Origin of the sequence: Metabacillus mangrovi, from assembly GCF_009711125.1 — a bacterium.
Classification (GTDB): domain Bacteria; phylum Bacillota; class Bacilli; order Bacillales; family Bacillaceae; genus Metabacillus_B; species Metabacillus_B mangrovi.
In genome coordinates this window covers 53,692-68,776 of record NZ_WMIB01000006.1, presented here as the reverse complement: position 1 = coordinate 68,776, position 15,085 = coordinate 53,692, and the positions used below count along the sequence as shown (strand labels likewise).

At 46.7% G+C, this 15,085-nt stretch carries 13 protein-coding genes and 2 riboswitches; of the genes, 11 read left to right on the top strand and 2 right to left on the bottom strand.

What is annotated here, in order from left to right:
- The first annotated feature begins 8 nt into the window (after window positions 1-8).
- The 5 genes from GKZ89_RS08470 to GKZ89_RS08450 all read left to right on the top strand — a co-directional run bounded on the left by GKZ89_RS08470 (window position 9) and on the right by GKZ89_RS08450 (window position 5,259).
- A complete protein-coding gene (locus tag GKZ89_RS08470) occupies window positions 9-1,691 on the top strand; it encodes a glycoside hydrolase family 13 protein (protein ID WP_155111976.1) in 1,683 nt (560 codons plus the stop codon).
- Between the two features lie 117 nt (window positions 1,692-1,808).
- Window positions 1,809-2,240, top strand: coding sequence for a CBS domain-containing protein (locus GKZ89_RS08465; RefSeq protein ID WP_155111975.1), 432 nt, complete (start codon window positions 1,809-1,811; stop codon window positions 2,238-2,240).
- Between the two features lie 103 nt (window positions 2,241-2,343).
- Complete coding sequence (locus GKZ89_RS08460) at window positions 2,344-3,012, top strand: HAD-IA family hydrolase (protein WP_162356608.1); 669 nt, start codon at window positions 2,344-2,346, stop codon at window positions 3,010-3,012.
- A 50-nt stretch (window positions 3,013-3,062) separates the two neighbouring features.
- Window positions 3,063-4,607 carry a bifunctional GNAT family N-acetyltransferase/carbon-nitrogen hydrolase family protein gene (locus GKZ89_RS08455; RefSeq protein ID WP_155111973.1) on the top strand — a complete coding sequence of 515 codons (1,545 nt, stop codon included), beginning with the start codon at window positions 3,063-3,065 and terminating at the stop codon, window positions 4,605-4,607.
- Window positions 4,608-4,707: 100 nt separating this feature from the next.
- Window positions 4,708-5,259, top strand: coding sequence for a glycerol-3-phosphate responsive antiterminator (locus GKZ89_RS08450; RefSeq protein ID WP_277753213.1), 552 nt, complete (start codon window positions 4,708-4,710; stop codon window positions 5,257-5,259).
- Between the two features lie 240 nt (window positions 5,260-5,499).
- On the opposite strand, the gene glnA is transcribed toward GKZ89_RS08450, so the two are convergent.
- Complete coding sequence (gene glnA, locus GKZ89_RS08445; RefSeq protein ID WP_155111971.1) at window positions 5,500-6,843, bottom strand: type I glutamate--ammonia ligase; 1,344 nt, start codon at window positions 6,841-6,843, stop codon at window positions 5,500-5,502.
- Window positions 6,844-6,950: 107 nt separating this feature from the next.
- Window positions 6,951-7,090: riboswitch (cyclic di-AMP (ydaO/yuaA leader) on the bottom strand.
- 33 nt (window positions 7,091-7,123) lie between these two features.
- Window positions 7,124-7,252, bottom strand: a riboswitch (cyclic di-AMP (ydaO/yuaA leader).
- Between the two features lie 464 nt (window positions 7,253-7,716).
- On the opposite strand from glnA, the gene GKZ89_RS21185 reads away from it, so the two are divergent.
- From GKZ89_RS21185 to GKZ89_RS08415, 6 genes are all read left to right on the top strand, one after another.
- Window positions 7,717-8,121, top strand: coding sequence for a hypothetical protein (locus GKZ89_RS21185; protein ID WP_241680178.1), 405 nt, complete (start codon window positions 7,717-7,719; stop codon window positions 8,119-8,121).
- A gap of 207 nt (window positions 8,122-8,328) precedes the next feature.
- The gene (locus GKZ89_RS08435) at window positions 8,329-9,147 is read left to right on the top strand and encodes an MIP/aquaporin family protein (RefSeq protein ID WP_155111970.1); all 819 of its coding nucleotides are present in this window, start codon (window positions 8,329-8,331) and stop codon (window positions 9,145-9,147) included.
- A 13-nt stretch (window positions 9,148-9,160) separates the two neighbouring features.
- Window positions 9,161-10,651 carry a glycerol kinase GlpK gene (gene glpK, locus GKZ89_RS08430; protein ID WP_155111969.1) on the top strand — a complete coding sequence of 497 codons (1,491 nt, stop codon included), beginning with the start codon at window positions 9,161-9,163 and terminating at the stop codon, window positions 10,649-10,651.
- Window positions 10,652-10,806: 155 nt separating this feature from the next.
- Window positions 10,807-12,465 (top strand): glycerol-3-phosphate dehydrogenase/oxidase, encoded by a 1,659-nt coding sequence (locus GKZ89_RS08425; protein WP_155111968.1) that lies wholly within the window; start codon window positions 10,807-10,809, stop codon window positions 12,463-12,465.
- Entirely contained in the window at window positions 12,425-12,712 is a 288-nt protein-coding gene (locus GKZ89_RS08420) for a hypothetical protein (RefSeq protein WP_155111967.1), read from the top strand. The genes GKZ89_RS08425 and GKZ89_RS08420 overlap by 41 nt, the downstream gene beginning before the upstream one ends.
- A gap of 31 nt (window positions 12,713-12,743) precedes the next feature.
- Window positions 12,744-14,492, top strand: coding sequence for a phospho-sugar mutase (locus GKZ89_RS08415; protein ID WP_155111966.1), 1,749 nt, complete (start codon window positions 12,744-12,746; stop codon window positions 14,490-14,492).
- 125 nt (window positions 14,493-14,617) lie between these two features.
- On the opposite strand, the gene GKZ89_RS08410 is transcribed toward GKZ89_RS08415, so the two are convergent.
- A complete protein-coding gene (locus tag GKZ89_RS08410; RefSeq protein WP_162356606.1) occupies window positions 14,618-14,989 on the bottom strand; it encodes a Na-translocating system protein MpsC family protein in 372 nt (123 codons plus the stop codon).
- Window positions 14,990-15,085 lie beyond the last annotated feature (96 nt).

Here is a 15,085-nt window from a genome sequence, read left to right as displayed (position 1 = left end):
CTGTTAACATGGAGAAAACCTGGTGGAAAGAAGCGGTTGTGTATCAAATTTATCCGAGAAGCTTTATGGACAGCAATGGGGATGGAATCGGGGATATTCAAGGAATCATATCGAAGCTGGATTATCTAAAAGAGCTGGGAGTGGATGTAGTCTGGCTGTCTCCGGTTTATCAGTCTCCGAACGATGATAACGGGTACGATATCAGTGATTACCGAAATATAATGGATGAATTCGGTACGATGTCGGACTGGGAGGAGATGCTTGAGGAGATGCATGCACGCGGGATCAGACTAGTGATGGATCTTGTTGTGAATCATTCCTCTGATGAGCATGCCTGGTTTGCTGAATCCAGAAGCTCCAAGGACCATCCTTACCGTGATTACTACATTTGGCGTCCTTCTAAAGAGGGCAGGGAACCGAACAATTGGGAGTCCGTATTCAGCGGTTCTGCGTGGCAGTTTGATGAAGCGACAGATGAATATTACCTCCATTTATTCACAAAAAAGCAGCCTGATTTGAATTGGGAGAACGAGAAGCTCCGCCGGGAGATCTATGACATGATGACTTTCTGGCTGGATAAAGGAATAGACGGCTTCCGTATGGATGTCATCAATTTCATATCAAAACATGAAAGCCTTCCTGATGCCCCGAATCCTGAAAACAAACCGTTTGCTCCAGGCGGGGAATATTTTATGAACGGTCCGCGAATTCATGAGTACTTGCAGGAAATGAACCGGGAAGTGCTTTCTAAATATGATGTGATGACGGTAGGAGAAATGCCGGGGGTCTCCCCGGATGAAGGCATCCTGTATACCGATCGTGAACGGAATGAATTGAACATGGTGTTCCAGTTTGAACATATGGATCTCGACACCCAGCCCGGCAAAAGCAAATGGGATGTTAAACCTCTTGATTTAAGGGATTTAAAGCGGTCACTTGCCCGCTGGCAGGTGGGGATGCATGGGAAGGGCTGGAACAGTCTTTACTGGAATAACCATGATCAGCCCAGAATTGTTTCAAGGTGGGGGGATGATCAGAACTACCGCGTAGAATCAGCGAAAATGCTGGCTGCCTGTCTTCATATGATGCAGGGAACGCCGTACATTTATCAGGGGGAAGAAATCGGGATGACCAACGTCCGGTTTGAGGCCATACAGCAATATAAGGATGTTGAGACACTGAACATGTACAAAGAGCGTGTTATAGAAAATAAGCAGGATACGGCAGCAGTAATGAATTCAATCTACATTAAAGGCAGGGACAATGCCAGAACACCGGTCCAGTGGGATGACAGGGAAAACGGCGGCTTTACAGACGGGACACCGTGGATCGAAGCGAATCCGAATTATAGCCGGATTAATGTGAAAGAAGCACTGGATGATCAAGACTCTATTTTCTACTTTTACCAAAAGCTGATCAAGCTGAGGAAAGAGCATGAAATCATCGTGTACGGTTCTTTTCAGCTGATCCTAGAAGAGGATCCAGAAATTTTCGCCTACATCCGGGAATATAACGGGGAGAAACTGCTCGTTATGGCAAATTTCTCGGGAAATAATCCGGATTTTCGACTTCCGGATGGGCTGCTGGAAGGGAATCCCGAAATCCTCGTAAGCAATTATTCCGATCACAGCGGTACTTTCAGTGAATGTAAAATGAGGCCATGGGAAGCAAGAGTTTACCGGTTTTCTTAAGGCTTAAGAAAAAAAAACGGCGGCTGCTCCGCCGTTTTTTTCATGCATTGAGAAGATTTTCTATTCAAGCTGCCAGCCATTAAAGCTCATACTATGCCTTGAAAGGGGAGGATCATCATGAATTCAGTCAACTCCATTATGTCCAAAAATGTAGCAAGTGTTTCTTCCAGCCAGTCTATCCAGGAGGCAGCACAGCTGATGAGCCAGTATAATGTTGGTTCTATTCCTGTTGTGGACAACGGCCAGATGAAAGGAATCATTACGGACCGTGATATCACTCTGCGCACGACAGCTGAAGGAAGAGAAAGCAGCACGAAGGTATCGGACGTTATGACTTCCAGCGTCGTTTCAGGACGTCCCGATATGAGCTATGAAGAAGCAACCCAGCTTATGGCTCAGAACCAGATTCGCCGTTTGCCGATTGTAGAAAATAACAATCTGGTTGGAATGGTGGCTCTTGGGGACCTTTCTGTCAACCAGCTTTCGAATGAAACAGCAGGCAGTGCCCTTTCAAGCATTTCCGATCAGCATAGCCGTGAACAAAAATAATGACGGAGAGGGGACAGCCGGCCAGCCGGTTGTCCTTTTCTTTTCAAGAAAGCTTTGATACGTTTAAAATGGTATTGATACATAACGACAGGAGCTGAGAACGGTGTATAAAGCTGTAATATTTGATTTTGACGGATTAATTCTTGATACAGAGACGCTGCACTACCGGATTCTTCAGGAAATGTTTGAAGAGCACGGCTCCGTCCTTCCTCTTGAAGTATGGGTGAAAGATGTCGGGACAAATTCCGGGTTTATGCCATTTGCCTATCTCGAGGAACAGCTGAAGGAGAAAATTGATCAGGCTGCTCTGCAGACAGACAGGGAAAAGAGATTCGCGCAAAGAATTAAAGAAGAGCTTGCCAGACCTGGAGTGGAAGCGTATCTTACGGCAGCCAGGGAGCTTGGCTTTAAAATCGGCCTGGCATCAAGTTCAGATTATGAGTGGGTCAGCACGCATTTAAAAAACATAAACCTATTCGATTACTTCGAATGCATTAAGACCAGTGATGATGTTGAAGAGGTAAAGCCGAATCCCGATCTGTATCTAAAAGCAGCGGAATGTTTGGGCGTTAAGCCGGAAGAGTGCATTGCTTTTGAAGATTCAGTCCACGGGTCGACCGCTGCAATGCGGGCAGGCATGGCCTGTGTCATCGTGCCGAATGAAATTACAGCCGGATTAACCTTTGGTGAAACAGAGCACCGGCTTGAATCAATGGCTGAGCTGGACTTTAAAATGCTGCTCGAAAAGCTGGAAGAACAAAAAAGGGTTTAATTTCAGCTGAACAGCGGGTAAATGACTCTAATGATAAAGGAGTTGGCATGATGTCTGAAAAACTGGATTTGTCCAAATTCGAGAAAAAAATGATGATCCGCAATATTGAGCACAAAGATATAGATGCCATCATTGAGATGCAGAGAAAATGCTTCCCCGGAATGGATCCGTGGAAACCTGAACACCTTGAAAGCCATCTGGAGCATTTTCCGGAAGGCCAGTTCTGTGCGGAGTTTGAAGGGCAGATTATCGGTTCCTGCTCGAGTCTTCTTGTTAACTTTGATGAGTACGATGACAGGCATACCTGGGATGATATCACCGATAACGGCTATATTACGAACCATAATCCGGATGGATACAACCTGTATGGAATAGAGGTTATGGTCGATCCGGAGTTCAGGAGAATGAGCATCGGCTACAGACTATATGAGGCACGGAAAGAACTTGCCCGCCTGATGAATCTGAAAAGCATCATCATCGGCGGGCGCATCCCGAATTTCCATAAGCATGCGGGAGAGCTGACACCGAGGGAGTATGTGGAAGAAGTTATTCATCACCGCATTTATGACCCGGTGCTTTCTTTTCAGCTGATGAACGGATTTACGCTTATGAGGATCAATCCCAGCTATCTTCCGGATGACAGGCAGTCCAACCAGTATGCTACCTTAATGGAATGGAACAACGTGGATTACCAGCCGAATACAAAAAGGTACTACAAGACCTCCTTCCCGGTAAGGATCTGTGTCGTCCAGTATATGATGAAGCAGATTGAATCATTTGATGAATTCGCGAAGCAGTCGGAATATTACGTGGATGTAGCCTCAGATGCCGATGCAGATTTTGCAGTCTTTCCGGAGCTGTTTACGACTCAGCTCATGTCGTTTGGAAATGAGAAGACGCCGAGCCAGGCAATACGGAGGCTGACGGAATTTACTGAGGATTATATCTCCCTGTTTACAGACCTGGCTGTAAAATACAACATCAACATTATCGGCGGATCTCATGTGGTAGAAGAGGATGACGGGGATATTTACAACATCGCCTACTTGTTCAGACGGGATGGAACGATCGAAAAGCAGTATAAAATCCATATTACACCGAATGAGCGCAAATGGTGGGGCATCAGTGCAGGGGACCATGTCAAAGTATTCGATACAGACTGCGGTAAAATCGCGATCCAAATTTGCTATGATATTGAGTTTCCGGAGCTAGCCCGCATTGCGACAGACATGGGAGCGAAAATCATTTTCACACCGTTCTGTACCGAAGACCGTCAGGGTTACTTGAGAGTCCGCTACTGTGCACAGGCGCGGGCTGTCGAGAATCAGGTGTATACCGTCATCTCAGGCACAGTGGGCAACCTGCCTCAGACGGAAAACATGGACATTCAATATGCACAGTCCGCTATTTTTTCACCGTCCGATTTTGAATACGCACGTGACGGAATTGTCGGGGAGTGCAACCCGAACATTGAAATGGTGGTAATCGGTGATGTAGACCTGGAAATTCTCAGAAGGCAGCGCCAGTCCGGTACGGTCCGGCAGCTCAGAGACAGGAGACGCGATCTGTATTCACTGAATTATAAGAACAGGTAAGAAGAAGACCGGCGAAAGCCGGTTTTTTTGCATCTTCCCAAATAGCGCTGCCTGGAATGTGGTAAGATAAACAAAACAGTTTTGGCAGGAGCGTGCGATGATGGTGTTTGAAGGGCAGAAAATAGTGCCTGCGTTACGGAATATGAAGCAATTTGATCAATTTTTGAGAAGTGATTATACATATGGAGTGCTGCTTGATACCCACCTCGGCCAGCTGAAGGGAATTGTAGGAGCTTCTGAAAAGGCAGGAAAAAAGCTGCTCATCCACGTCGACCTTATTCAGGGCTTAAAGCACGACGAATATGCGGCTGAATTTATCTCCCAGGAAATTAAACCGGCCGGTCTCATTTCAACCCGTTCCAATGTGATTGCAAAAGCAAAACAGCGCAACCTGATTGCAGTGCAGCGTCTGTTTCTGCTCGATACAAGCGCGCTTGCAAAGAGTCTGGAGTTTATCAAGAAAATCCGGCCTGATTATATAGAGGTGCTTCCGGGCGTCGTTCCCAGTTTAATCGGGGAAATAAGAAAAGAAACGGATATCCCGATTCTTGCAGGAGGATTTGTCCGTACGCATGAAGAGGTTGACGCAGCGATTAAAGCAGGGGCTGCTGCGATTACAAGTTCGGAAACCTCGCTTTGGAAAAAAGGATAAGTTCAAAGGAAAAAGGACGCCTGTGCTGAAAAGGCGTCCTTTTTTATTCACGTCTGTTCCATTTGGCTGTTGATTGAAGCTGCCAGGCGCTCCCTCATCCAGTGGTGGGCAGTGAGCCTCTTCACAGCATCGCGGCTGCCGGAGTCTCATCTGTCCCGCTCTTCAACATAGTTTTACGCCTTCCACTCCAGTCAGCTGGTGTTGAAAATCAGCTGCTTGCGTTACCATCGCCTTCAATTTTTAGAATTTCGTATGATAATGTTCAAGTTCCCATGCATGAACGGTATTCTTAAACGATTCCCATTCTGCTTTTTTCAAAGCAGTGAACTGTTCATAGACATGGCTGCCCAGAATAGTCCGAGCGAGCGAACCCGCTTCCAGCTTGTTCAATGCGGCTTCCAGGCTGTTTGGGAGATGAACGATGCCTTTGTCAGTCCTGGCTTCTGAGGTCATTGCAAAGATATCCTCTTCTATAGGAGGTTCAGGCAGAATTTGTGAACCTATACCCGAAAGCCCTGCTTCTGCAATAACAGCGTATGCGAGATATGGATTGGCAGAAGGGTCCGGATGCCGAACCTCCACCCGCGTTCCTGCCCCCCTTTTAGAAGGGATGCGAATAAGCGAAGAGCGGTTGCAGGCAGACCACGCAATGTAACATGGTGCTTCATATCCAGGGACAATCCGTTTATAGGAATTCACGACGGGGTTGGTGATGGCCGTCAGTTCTTCAACATGGTCTAAAAGCCCGCGGATAAAGAAATAAGCACTTTCAGAAAGCCCGCGTTCGTCCTTCTCATCATAAAACATATTTTCTCCGTCTTTAAAAAGCGAAATATTTACATGCATACCTGATCCGTTTGTTCCCTGAACCGGCTTTGGCATGAAGGATGCATGCAGATTATGCTGTTTTGCAACTGTCTTTACAATCCACTTATAAGTCGTTGCGTTATCTGCCGAGGCAAGGGCATCCCTGAATTGAAAATTGATTTCATGCTGCCCCATTGCAACTTCATGATGCGAGGCTTCAATCTTGAAGCCCATTGCTTTTAGTGTACGGTATATTTCCAGCCTGACCTTTTCTCCAAGATCATGGGAAGGCTCAAAATATCCTCCCTTATCATGGGGATGAACGGTAGGGTTTCCCGCTTGGTCCATTTGAAAAAGAAAGAACTCCAGTTCCGGCCCAATGCTGATTGTATATCCAAATTTCCTGGCGTTTTCGACAGAACGGATCAGAACGTTTCTTGAATCTCCCTCATATGGAGTACCGTCCGGGTTTTTGACCTGGCAAAGAAACCGTGCTTCCGCATAATTCTTTTCCACTGACCACGGAATAATGGCGAAGGAGTCCAAATCCGGCTGCAAAAACAGATCGGAGCGGTTAATCGGGCTGAATCCCTTAATGGAGGAACCATCAAACATAATTTTGCCTTCGACTGCATCCTCGAACTGATCAGCCGTTATCGTAACGTGCTTCAAAATTCCTTCAATATCAACAAACTGAAGGTGAAGCAGATCGACCTTATAAGTAAGCATCATTTCTTTAACACTTTCAATACGCTCGTCTTCCAATAATTGAATCATCGGTGCCGCCCCTTTAATTCCTGAATTTGAACTGCAAAAAGAAGCTGCGGATGACCGCAGCTTCTAATAAGCATCAGCAAACAAGCCTCTGCCATTTAAGCCAAAGATCACTCTCACAAACGACGCTTACGAAGTTAGCTGACGGATTCGGGCGGCTGGAGTCGCCCTACCTGGTAAAGGATTCACCCCTGCCTGAATAAAGGCGTTTGGTTCCCCCGCTCCATAAAGGATTAAGCGATAAAGTGTTTTAGTTTTGATGAGTCTGTCGTATAACGGCACCTTCCTCTCTCATGCAGCGCTTACGGAGTTAGCTGACGGGTTCGGGTTGCACGAGTCACCCTTCCATATTGCAGGATTCACCCCAAAAACCTGGTTCCCCCGTTCCGAATGGATTCAGCGGCTTAAGGATGGAATTATCTTAATCTCCTGAATTTAAAAAGTAAAGCATAGTAAATAGGCTTGAAATTGGAAAAAAAACCATATATTTCTTTGTTTTTCTACTGTTATCTGATTATTTCACTGTTTTTAGTGTGAGGTAGAAACGTGAACGCCTGCATTTGCCGGATTAAAGGTAATGCCGAAAAAACTCAATATTTCAAGCTAATGAAAGGAAAAGTGGCTTGGTGTTCAAAAAGCGCGCTTTATCCGCAGATTTTTAGCGCTTTACAATTGTTTGATTTTCACAGTAGAATGACCTCAATTATATGTCTGGAAGACCAAGCACAAAGCAGGCGGGGCCTGCTGGGTGTTTCGTAGGCCGGTGATTACAGTTCCTTTTCGTCTGCTGACGTAAAGGCCTGTGTTCATGGGCCTTTTTGTTTTTTAAAAGGCTCATGCTGCATTTCTGAAAGCGATAGAAAGAGGGGAAATACCATGGAAATAAACAGTTTAAGCCAATGTTCACTTATTTGCATCCCCAGTATAAGAGAGCTTGAATATTTTAAGTCTTTTGCAGGGAATGCCCATTCCTCCATATTCTACCTGACAAGCGATGAAGAAGTGAAAGAAGCTCTGGAATCTCAAGGAACGCAAGGCGTGATGCTCTCAAGCTTATATTCAGAAACCATCTTATGCGAAAGAGAGTTCAGCCGGATCATATTGCTTGAGCACAGCCTGCTGACCACCAGTTTGCTGCTATCAGCGCTCCGAAACAGCCTGAACGCACCGATTACGGTAGTAACAAGGTTCAAAGCCTATCCTTCTGAACTGTATCGGCGCCTTGGAGCAAAATATGTGATCTACTCCAATTCAAATAAAATCAGCTTTCTGGTTCAATAGATTGGGATGAATTTAGTCCAAATGCTTGACACCGCTTACAATCACCTTTACTATTAAGGACAAGTTAATGTATGTGACGGAGACCCGGAGATCCACGACTGCTTCTTTACTCAAAGGAGATAGTTGTGGATTTTTTACTTTTTTGCAGCTTTTGTGAAAGCGCTGTAATGTAAACCCATTCTAGACTATATAGAGGAGGGATTGGCTTTGACTGCATTTTGGGGTGAAGTGGTCGGCACGATGATTTTAATTGTTTTTGGCGCCGGAGTTTGTGCCGGAGTTAATCTGAAAGGGACCTTTGCCAACAATTCCGGCTGGATTGTCATTACGTTCGGCTGGGGACTCGGGGTAGCGATGGCTGCTTATGCAGTAGGCGGCATCAGCGGGGCTCACTTGAATCCTGCCCTTACGGTAGGCCTTGCACTGGCGGGGGATTTTTCATGGGGACAGGTTCCAGCCTATATATTGGCGCAAATGATTGGAGCCATACTTGGGGCCTCTTTGATTTATCTGCAATACTTGCCGCACTGGAAGGTGACGGAGGACCCGGGTACAAAGCTTGGGGTGTTTTCGACAGGTCCAGCCATTCCTAATACGTTTGCCAATGTGATCAGTGAGATTCTGGGGACCTTTATCCTGGTATTAGGCATACTTGCGATAGGAGCAAATGAATTTACAGAGGGGTTAAATCCTCTAATTGTCGGTTTTCTCATTGTGGCGATTGGTTTATCATTGGGAGGGACTACAGGTTATGCGATCAATCCGGCACGAGATCTCGGGCCCCGCATCGCGCACTTCTTCCTGCCGATACCGGGTAAAGGACCTTCGAACTGGCGCTATGCCTGGGTACCTGTTGTTGGGCCCCTGGCCGGCGGAGCATTCGGAGCTGTGTTTTACACCACGGTGTTTAAGGGAACGATGACTTTATCCTTCTGGATTGTAACCGCTCTATTGGCTGTTCTGCTCATTGCAGCTTTTGCTATGACAAAAAGCGAAAGAAACCAAAAAATAAATCAAACCGTTTGAGGAGGAATTATTTATGGAAAAGTATATTTTATCTTTGGATCAGGGAACGACAAGTTCAAGAGCCATCCTTTTTAACAAAAATGCAGAAATCGTACATGTAGCACAGCGGGAATTCACTCAGCATTTTCCGAAGCCAGGCTGGGTGGAGCACAGCGCAAATGAGATCTGGGGAACCATCCTTGCTGTTATCGCTACTGCGTTATCTGAAGCAAACATTACAGCAGACCAGATTGCCGGTATTGGAATTACCAATCAGCGGGAAACGACGGTAGTCTGGGATAAAAATACAGGCCAGCCGGTTTACAATGCGATCGTATGGCAGTCCCGCCAGACAGCTCCGATTTGCGAGGAATTGAAGGAGAAGGGACTGAACGATAAATTCCGTGATAAAACCGGGCTGCTGATTGACGCCTATTTTTCCGGAACAAAGGTAAAGTGGATCCTTGATAATGTGGAAGGAGCACGGGAAAAGGCGGAGAAGGGCGATCTTCTCTTCGGGACCATTGATACGTGGCTCATCTGGAAGCTCTCCGGAAGGAAAGCCCACGTAACCGATTATTCAAACGCTTCCCGAACGCTCATGTACAATATTTACGATTTGCAGTGGGATGACGAGCTGCTTGAAATTTTGGAAGTTCCAAAAAGCATGCTTCCTGAAGTTCGTCCGTCATCTGAGGTGTACGCAGAAACGGTGGATTATCATTTCTTCGGCCACAATATCCCGATCGCCGGTGTAGCAGGTGATCAGCAGGCGGCTTTATTCGGACAGGCCTGTTTTGAAAGAGGAATGGCCAAAAATACGTATGGCACCGGCTGCTTTATGCTGATGAACACTGGAGAAGAAGCAATAAAATCTGACCATGGCCTGCTTACAACCCTTGCATGGGGGGTAAATGGAAAAGTAGAATACGCTCTTGAAGGAAGCATCTTTGTAGCGGGATCTGCTATCCAATGGCTGCGGGACGGATTGCGCATGATCAAAGATTCGAAGGACAGCGAAACGTATGCAGAACGAGTAACTTCGACAGATGGTGTTTACGTCGTTCCGGCATTTGTCGGGCTTGGAACCCCTTATTGGGACAGTGATGTCCGGGGCGCAGTATTCGGTCTGACACGCGGCTCATCCAAGGAGCACTTTATCCGTGCAACACTTGAATCGCTTGCATATCAGTCACGCGATGTACTTGACGCGATGGAGGCAGATTCCGGCATTTCGCTTAAGACACTCCGGGTAGATGGAGGAGCGGTTAAAAATAACTTCCTGATGGAATTCCAGAGCAACCTTCTTGGTGTCCCGGTAGAACGTCCGGAAATTAATGAGACCACAGCGCTTGGATCAGCCTATTTGGCCGGCTTGGCTGTGGGGTTCTGGAAGGATCAGTCCGAAATCTCAGAACGCTGGGCGATTGATCAAACATTTGAGCCGGATATGGAAGAGAAAGAAAGGGAAGGATTATATGAGGGCTGGAAAAAAGCAGTGAACGCTGCCAGGGCTTTCAAATAATTCAAACCTGTGCTATAATATCCTTAAGTTAATTAAAGTACGGTTGGAGATAAGGAGAGACCGCAGCGCTGAACAATGGAACCCATTGCTTCAGTTCGTTGCGGTCTCTTTTTTTGCGCCTTGTCTTCTGCCACAAAATACAGGGAGGCCAAATTATGAGTTTTTCAAGTTTAGATAGAGAAAAACAGCTCGAAAAAATGACGAAGGAAGAATATGACCTGTTTGTCGTTGGCGGAGGCATTACCGGTGCCGGCATTGCTTTGGATGCCGCAACAAGAGGTATGAAGATCGGACTGGCTGAAATGCAGGATTTTGCAGCCGGAACTTCCAGCCGCTCTACCAAGCTGGTACATGGCGGACTTCGCTATTTGAAGCAGTTTGAAGTTAAGATGGTGGCTGAAGTAGGAAAGGAACGGGCAATCGTATATGAGAACGGTCCCCATGTGACCACTCCGGAGTGGATGCTCCTGCCGATGCATAAAGGAGGGACATTCGGAAAGTTCTCCACAGGGATCGGGCTCCGGGTCTATGATTTTCTCGCCGGGGTCAAGAAGAGCGAATGGCGGACGATGCTGACGGCGGATGAGGTACTTGAAAGAGAACCGCTCGTGAAAAAGAACGATCTTCTTGGAGGCGGACGCTATGTGGAATACAAGACAGATGATGCCCGCTTAACGATTGAGGTCATGAAAGAGGCCGTCCGCTTCGGGGCGGAGCCTGTGAACTATGCAAAAGTAGATGGCCTGATTTATGAAAAAGGAAAAGCGGCCGGTGTAAAAATTGTTGATGTATTATCTGGCAAAACATATGAAATCCGCGCAAAGAAAATCGTGAATGCGACAGGGCCATGGGTCGATGAGCTGCGCGAAAAGGATCACTCCAAAGAAGGAAAGCACCTGCAGCTGACGAAAGGGATTCACCTTGTATTTGATCAGTCCCGCTTCCCGCTGAAACAGGCTGTATACTTCGATACACCGGATAAGCGGATGGTATTCGCGATTCCCCGTGAAGGCAAAACATATGTGGGCACAACGGATACTGTTTACAAGAGCGACAAAGCGAAGCCGAGAATGACAGAAGCAGACCGAAAATACGTCGTCGATTCCATTAACTACATGTTCCCGAGTCTTGAAATTAAGCCTGAAGATGCTGAGTCAAGCTGGGCCGGGCTGCGTCCGCTCATTCATGAAGAAGGAAAAGATCCTTCTGAGATCTCCAGAAAAGATGAAATTTGGACATCTAATTCCGGATTGATCACCATCGCCGGCGGAAAGCTGACAGGGTACCGCAAAATGGCGGAACATATCGTCAACATTGTGGGAGACAGACTTAAAGACGAAACCGGACGGGATTTCGGCACATGCAAAACGAGAAACATGCCAGTCTCCGGCGGACATGTAGGCGGCGCATCCAGTTTCCCTCAATTCAAGAAAATCAAAACGCAAGAAGGCATCGCACTTGGTTTGACTGAGCAGGAAGCAGAACGTCTCGCTCAGCGCTATGGATCAAATGTGGACCAGCTCTTTGAAATCATAGGCCAGGTGAAGGAAGAAGCAAATCGGACCGGTATCCCTGCCTATGTACTGGCAGCAGTGGAATACGCCATTACAGAAGAACTGGCATCCACCCCTGCTGACTTTTTCGTCCGCAGAACCGGTGCTGTGTATTTCAATATTGACTGGGTAAGACAATACAAAGACGCTGTAGTCAATTACATGGCCGTGCGCCTGAATTGGACAGATGAACAAAAGAAGCAGCACGTTGATTATTTGAATGAACAAATCAATGAAGCGGTTGTGCCTCTGGCTGAATAATAACAGAAACCGTTCCGCGCTGCGGGGCGGTTTTTGTCTGACTTTAAAGGAATTTGGTGGTATTTGGCTGACAGAATCTGTTTACCGCCGGGCACTCGCGGGAAAAGTCCAAGTAATAGGCATTCCCGGCACAGCGCGCTTTCAGCGTTCTTTTATGCCTTTACCGGGACTTGACAAATTCCGCCCGGAACAGGCGATTTATGTTAAAATAAGAGAGCGCTTCTTTAAGGAAGAAGGCCGGTTATGAAACTAAATTTTCGTACTGCAGGAGGTAAATAATGAACTGGAAACAAAGCTATGAACGCTGGAAGAGCCAAACTAACCTTGACCCGGAGCTGTTGGATCTGCTTGTAAGCTTTAAAGATGATGAAAAGCAGCTAGAGGATCTTTTCTACAAAAACCTTGAGTTTGGTACAGGCGGGATGCGCGGGGAGATTGGACCCGGCACAAACCGGATGAACATTTATACAGTTCGGAAAGCTTCCGAAGGCCTTGCACAATACATACGATCTTTCGGCGAGGAAGCAAAAAAACGCGGTGTAGCCATCGCGTATGATTCACGCCATAAATCACCTGAGTTTGCGATGGAAGCGGCTAAAACCCTCGCATCTCACGGTATCCAGACATACGTTTTTGAAGAGCTCCGCCCAACACCTGAACTGAGCTTTGCAGTCCGGGAATTGAATGCTTTTTCAGGCATCGTTGTAACGGCAAGCCATAATCCGCCGGAATACAACGGCTACAAAGTATACGGAGAAGACGGCGGCCAGCTTCCTCCTGCAGCGGCAGATGAAGTAATCGCTAAAGTAGATGAAGCGGATGATGAATTATCAATCCAGGTAAAAGATGAAGCATCCCTTAAAGAAGCCGGATTAATCAAGATGATCGGTGAAGAAATGGATGCAAAATATACAGAAAAACTGGTTTCCATTTCAGTGAACCCGGAACTTTCCAAGGAAGTCGACGTAAATGTGGTCTTCACACCTCTTCACGGAACAGCAAACAAGCCGGTCCGCAGAGGTCTGGAAGCACTGGGCTATAAAAATGTGACCATCGTCAAAGAACAGGAGCTTCCGGATCCGGATTTCTCAACTGTTAAATCACCTAACCCGGAAGAGCATGCAGCATTCGAACTCGCGATCCGCGACGGCGAAGCAGCAGGTGCCGATATCCTGATCGCAACAGACCCTGATGCAGACCGGCTCGGAATCGCTGTGAAAAACGAAGACGGCGAATTTACCGTTTTGACAGGAAATCAGACGGGTGCGATTCTTTTACACTATCTGCTGTCTGAAAAGAAAGCAAAAGGCATCCTGCCTGATAATGGGATTGTTTTAAAAACAATCGTAACTTCAGAAATCGGCAGAGAAGTAGCGGACTCCTTTGGACTGACTACAGAGGATACGCTCACAGGGTTTAAATTTATCGGCGAAAAAATCCGTGAATATGAAGAATCCGGCGCCTACACCTTCCAGTTTGGATACGAGGAAAGCTACGGGTACCTGATCGGTGATTTTGCCCGCGATAAAGATGCAATCCAGGCAGCCCTTCTTGCTGTTGAAGTATGTGCGTTCTACAAAAAGAAAGGCATGACTCTGTATCAGGGACTTCTGGAGATCTTTGCGGAGTACGGCTATTTCAAAGAGGGGCTTAAATCCCTCACACTGAAAGGAAAAGAGGGAGCCGAGCAGATTCAGGATATCCTCTCTTCCTTCCGTACCAACCCGCCTGCAGAAATGGCAGGGAAAAAAGTAAGCACGATCGAGGACTATAAGACAAGTGAGAGACAGATCGCCCGATCAGGAGAAAAGGAAGAGATCCATCTTCCAAAATCAAACGTCCTGAAGTATTTCCTCGAGGACGGATCCTGGTTCTGCCTCCGTCCATCCGGTACAGAGCCTAAGATTAAATTCTACTTCGCTGTAAAAGGAACTTCATTAGAAGATGCCGAGCAGCGTCTGGCTCATCTTGAAAAGTCCGTTATGGAGTCTGTAGAAGGAATCATTACCGATAAAGCCGGTAAATAAGTACGGGCCTCAAAACAAAACAGGCGGAGAAATTCTCCGCCTGTTTTTGTGTGATTTCATTAGCTTTCAGCTCTCTGACTATACTGAAAGTGAAAAAATTCTGCAAGCCAAACCAGAGCCCGGTGTTATTGCTCCAAAGTCCGCTCCAAATCCTTATCCATGATGAATACTTCAATCCGTTCCCCAGTCTTTGTGCTGATGTCGCTGTGACTGGACAGCACCTTGCAGCCAGAAAGCCCTTCAATGATTTCCTCATATTTTTCACTATACATCTCCCGCAGCAGCTGTCTCATATGTTTGACGAGCTTGCGTCCGTCATCCCGGTTTACGAGATGCTTCTCCTCAATCGTCAGCACCCCTTTGAAGCGGGTAATGACCATGTCCCTCATAATATAAGTTTTGGCTTCCTGTGGTCCGCGGCCGATCAACTCACGCTGATACTTGATAAGTGCTTCGCTGATATCTGCTTCCAATTTCTTTTTTTGTGTATTTGGCACGTTCTTATCCTCCAAAAGCCTGTCTATTTTCCAGCCTATCTTAATCATGATGAAAAAGTTTGTCAACAGAAGAAAAAGAGAGAAATAGTGAGTGAG

What these genes read in the sequence shown, in the direction of transcription:
- GKZ89_RS08470 (WP_155111976.1), top strand. Translation starts at nt 9, where the DNA reads ATGGAGAAAACCTGGTGGAAAGAAGCGGTTGTGTATCAAATTTATCCG.
- GKZ89_RS08465 (WP_155111975.1), top strand. Translation starts at nt 1,809, where the DNA reads ATGAATTCAGTCAACTCCATTATGTCCAAAAATGTAGCAAGTGTTTCT.
- GKZ89_RS08455 (WP_155111973.1), top strand. Translation starts at nt 3,063, where the DNA reads ATGTCTGAAAAACTGGATTTGTCCAAATTCGAGAAAAAAATGATGATC.
- GKZ89_RS08450 (WP_277753213.1), top strand. Translation starts at nt 4,708, where the DNA reads ATGGTGTTTGAAGGGCAGAAAATAGTGCCTGCGTTACGGAATATGAAG.
- glnA (WP_155111971.1), bottom strand. Translation starts at nt 6,843, where the DNA reads ATGATTCAATTATTGGAAGACGAGCGTATTGAAAGTGTTAAAGAAATG.
- GKZ89_RS21185 (WP_241680178.1), top strand. Translation starts at nt 7,717, where the DNA reads ATGGAAATAAACAGTTTAAGCCAATGTTCACTTATTTGCATCCCCAGT.
- glpK (WP_155111969.1), top strand. Translation starts at nt 9,161, where the DNA reads ATGGAAAAGTATATTTTATCTTTGGATCAGGGAACGACAAGTTCAAGA.
- GKZ89_RS08425 (WP_155111968.1), top strand. Translation starts at nt 10,807, where the DNA reads ATGAGTTTTTCAAGTTTAGATAGAGAAAAACAGCTCGAAAAAATGACG.
- GKZ89_RS08420 (WP_155111967.1), top strand. Translation starts at nt 12,425, where the DNA reads ATGAACAAATCAATGAAGCGGTTGTGCCTCTGGCTGAATAATAACAGA.
- GKZ89_RS08415 (WP_155111966.1), top strand. Translation starts at nt 12,744, where the DNA reads ATGAACTGGAAACAAAGCTATGAACGCTGGAAGAGCCAAACTAACCTT.